We start from the raw sequence: 4,436 nt of genomic DNA, 5'->3' as shown, positions 1-4,436 counted from the left end.
GCCGCCGTGATCGCCAACGCCGGCGTCAACGGCACCACCGGCCTGGCCGCCGGCCACGACCTGAATCTCAAGACGGTCGACATTGCATCGAGCCATGACGTGGTGCGCAATGCCGACAACTACAGCAAGCAGAGCACGGCCAGCGAGGTGGGGAGCCAGATTAACGGGGCGGGGGATGTGTCGTTGAGGGCGGTGAATGACATCGCGCTCAGGGCCGCCAGCATCGATGCGAAGGAAACGCTGGCGCTATCGGCAGGCAATGACATTACGCTTGCCACGGGCGTGGAACAGAAACGCACCGAAGAAGCAAGCAAGGTCAAGAAAAAGCGTACGTTCTCCAGCAAGACTACTACCAAGCTCGACATCGTCGATACCAGCAACGCCATTGGCAATAGTCTGGGCGCCGATGCCATCGCCATGTCCGCCGGGCATGATCTAAGCATCATCGGCTCCAATGTCCTCGCTGATAAGGCGGTCAGCCTGGCGGCCGGCAACGACTTGACCATCGCCGCGGCCGTCAATACCAGCAAGGAACTGCATCGCACCGAGGTCAAGCAGAGCGGCTTCCTGAGCGGCGGCGGCTTCGGCATCAGCTACGGCACACGCACGACCGCCGTGGACCAGGAACGCGATGCGCAAACCCAGAGCGGACTGGCCCGCAGTTCGGTGGGTGCGCTGGGAGGCGATTTGTCCTTGAGCGCCAATAATGCTTTAAAGATTGGCGGTAGCGATTTGATGGCAAGTGCCGATCTCAACCTGACCGGAAAGAGTGTGCTGATCGATCCGGGCCAGGACGACGTCAAGGGCAAGTACGAGATGCGCATGACGCAGGATGGCTTTACCGCCTCGTTGGGAGGGAGCGTGATCAGCGCCATTCAGACCATGCAATCGATGAGTACGGCAGCCAGTCAAGCCAAAGACGGCCGCGTGACGGCGATGGCGGCAGCTACTGCGGCCATCGCAGCCAAGAACGCTTACAAAGATGTGGCAGGCAAAGATGCCAGTCCCAGCATTAACATCAGCCTGACCTACGGCCACTCGGAGAGCAAGCAAGTCCAGACCACGGAAAATCTGACCCATAGCGGTAGCGTCTTAACCGGCAATAACATCAACATCGCCGCCATCGGTGCTGGGAAAGCCAGCAATATCGACATTATTGGCAGTGAGCTCAACGCAGCGAACACTGTCCGTCTGCAAGCCGACAACAATATCAACTTGCTGGCGGCGCAGGACACGGAGAGCCAGCACAGCACGAGCTCGAGCATGAGCGCCTCGGCCGGTGTGGCCGCGACCGTGAGCACGAGCGGCACATCGTTTGGTATCACCGCCAGCGTGAGTGCCAGTAAAGGGCACGAAGACGGCAGCGGTACCACCCAGCTCAACACCCACATCAAGGCGGGCGACAAGCTCGAGATCACCAGTGGCGGCGATACGACCATCAAAGGCGCCGTCGCCAATGCCAATCAGGTGATCGCGGCAGTCAATGGCAATTTGAACCTGGAGAGCTTGCAGGACCTGGCCAAATTCGACAGCAAGAGCCAGAGCATCTCGGTCAGCGGGACCGTGGGCTTCGGTGCGAGCGTGAGCGGCAGCTACAGCCAGAGCAAAATCCACAACGATTACGCCAGCGTGCAGGAACAAAGCGGCATCCGGGCCGGTGATGGCGGCTTCCAGCTCAAGGTGGGCGGTAACACCGACCTCAAAGGCGCGGTAATCAGCAGCACGGAAGCCGGCAAGTCCGACAGCAGCCTGAGCACCGCCACCCTGACCGCCAGCGACATCGCCAACCACGCGATCTCCAAGGGCAGCAGCGTGGGTGTATCGGGCGGGTTCTCGGTAGCGGGGACCGGCACTCAGGACAAGAGCCAGACCAATGTGGGTGGTAAAGGAGGCGCCACCGGCGGCACGCCGGCAATCGCAGCAGTCAGCGACAACGACAGCAGCACTACGCGCAGCGGCATCAGCGGCGGTACCGTAGTCATCAACGATGACGCCGCACAGAGCGCTCTGGCCGGCAAAGGCGCGCAAGACAGCATCGCGGGACTGAACCGCAATGTGACAACCGGCGTCGATAGCAGCGGCAAGATCGCCAACAATCTTGACAAGGCGGCGATGCAGGCGACGATGGAGGTGACGAAAGCATATGCTGCGGCAGCGGCAAAGGAGGTAGGCGACTTTGCTGAAAGCCGACTTAAAGAAAGTCGTGATCTCGCTGCGCAGGCATTAGAGGAGCCGGATCCAGTAAAGAAAGCCGCTTTGGAGGAAAAAAGCAAGGAGTTGGAGGAAACATGGAGTGATGGTAGCGCCACGAAGCTTGCGCTCCATTCGGCGATCGGTGGTCTTGCAGGCGGTGCCGGCGGCGCACTCGGTGCTGGTGCCAGTGCGCTGACAGCCAAGCAGATATCCGAGGAGATAGATAAACTCGATGTGCCTGATGAGGTCAAAAACATACTGACAACCGCAGCAAGTGCTTCACTTGGCGCTTTAGTCGGTGGCGCGGAAGGGGCAACCGGTGCCGCAAACGAAACCGCTAACAATCTTTTGCTGCATAAGGATAGAAAGAAAAAATTAGGACTTGATAAGTATGACAGCGTCATGCTTTCGCCGGAGGAGTTGGCCAACAGTAAAAACGATTCAGATGTCTTTAAACAGTATGCTGCTGCGAGAGGTTGTGGATATTATGACGCGTCGTGTTATCAGCAGTTTCAGGCATTCGTAAAGTCAGTTCCGGCAGGGGAGTATGCATTAGTTTTGAGTGAGGCTGACGATGTCGCAACTCGTCGTAAGGTTATCTTGGCTTACATGGGTGACGAAGCGGAGAGTAAATACAAGAACGATAAAAATTATCGCTCTACGGTTGATAGCATATCTGAAAAAGGCGGTGCTTATTATCTCGGGAGTATGTCCGATATGCTCAGCTCTGCCGTGGATCACATGGGGCAGCCGCTTTACAGTAGTTCAAAATATGACTCGTTTGGAAAGTTAAAAGAGATTGTTACCAATAATAATTCTGGTGTAATCGATAAAGCAAAGGATGTTTTGGGCTGGGCTACATATACTGTGCCCGATGCTACTAAAAAAAATGCATCGCAAGAAAATACATTTGCATCTACGCTAGCTAATATGGCCAATAACCCGTTTTCGGGAGTTGTCGGTGGAATTTTAGCTTATAATGGCGCGAGCCAAACGGATCTTTACTACGCCACATCAGTTACCGCTTCAGTCACTGATGCATTAGGGGCGTTCGGAGGTTTCGGACAGTCCAAATCAATTCGTCCCGTCACGAATTCAAAAGACTTTAAATATTCGCTTCTTCTGGAGAATAATTTCACTACCGGAAATAAGCAGGAAAGTAATTCAATACTAAAAATTGGGATGGATAATCAACCTGGAAGAGTAGTTCGTAATGCAATGAGCGATTATGAGTTTTCACAAGCTCAAGAAATTGTGAGCTTCAAAGGTGGGGTTTTCGATGGGGCGCCGACCTCAAAATTTCCCGGTATCGATGGATGGTTAGATGGAGTACCAGCTCAATTGAAGATTGTAGAGGGGAAAAGCATTTTAGCAGTTCAACGTAATATAGTAGGTGGAGCAAAAGATATGAAAAAAGAGGGTTATGTGGGTGATTTATATGTTGATATTACGAAGACGGACGTTGGTATGGATCAGTTAATTCGATTTGCCAAACCAGAGTCGCCAATAAGTAATATTTTAAATGAGGGGACGGTGAATAATGTGTATGTTAAGAGTAAAAGTGGGTGGTTGAATATTACAAAGGGTACTATTACAGTTCCGACTAAGGAGTAATGATGGCAAATAGTATGTTTGTTCCGCTGGAGAAAATTCCGCTAGACTTAGAAGAAGTAAAATTTCTTATAAATTCAGCATTTTCAGAGTTCGAAATGCTCCTTCCGAATGTTTGGATGCATTATAGTAAAGGGGATTTGAATTTGTTGCAAGATGGGTTTGTCATGGTTGAAGGCGAAAGAGAGAGTGATAACTGTTGGGTATCTATAAATGAGTGCGATTCTGAGCTATGCGGGGATGATAAATTTAAAGTACTAGCAGATATAAAAACCAGAGGGAACTGGGTCTTCGCCGGAATAGTTGCTTATGCTTTTTGTAAGATGGCAGAAAGTACGGTTTTCAATGATTCCAGAGAACTTGACGGGCAGGAGTCCTACTCAGCAGAGTCCCTCAGAAATTTAATTATGAGCTTAATCCCTTGGAATTGATGGGGTTGAGTAAAATGCATTAGTGCCACTTATGGGGAATCTTGGCGCGTTATGCAGGAATTCCGCAGAGTCTTGAAATGCTTGGGGTAAGCCTTATTAAATTAAGGGGACCTCGAATAACTGGCTTTCATGACGCGAGTAGGAAAAAGTACCTGCCAGTCGACGTTGCGGATAAAAAAAGTGAATCGCGCGGCAGAACGG

The 4,436-nt window shown here is 52.2% G+C and carries 2 protein-coding genes; both read left to right on the top strand.

Annotated elements, in window-relative coordinates; all coding sequences use genetic code 11:
- Positions 1-6 precede the first annotated feature (6 nt).
- Positions 7-3,807 carry a hemagglutinin repeat-containing protein gene (locus tag ASF61_RS11305; RefSeq protein WP_056155609.1) on the top strand — a complete coding sequence of 1,267 codons (3,801 nt, stop codon included), beginning with the start codon at positions 7-9 and terminating at the stop codon, positions 3,805-3,807.
- On the top strand, positions 3,807-4,235 hold the full coding sequence (locus tag ASF61_RS23305; protein WP_229205807.1) for a hypothetical protein: 429 nt from the start codon (positions 3,807-3,809) through the stop codon (positions 4,233-4,235). Before ASF61_RS11305 ends, ASF61_RS23305 begins: the two co-directional genes overlap by 1 nt.
- The last annotated feature ends 201 nt before the right edge of the window (positions 4,236-4,436 follow it).

The sequence above is a fragment of the Duganella sp. Leaf126 genome (assembly GCF_001423125.1).
Lineage (GTDB): Bacteria > Pseudomonadota > Gammaproteobacteria > Burkholderiales > Burkholderiaceae_D > Rugamonas.
Note: the sequence above shows the minus strand (reverse complement) of the source record. Positions and strands in the feature narration are given on the sequence as shown.

What these genes read in the sequence shown, in the direction of transcription:
- ASF61_RS23305 (WP_229205807.1), top strand. Translation starts at nt 3,807, where the DNA reads ATGATGGCAAATAGTATGTTTGTTCCGCTGGAGAAAATTCCGCTAGAC.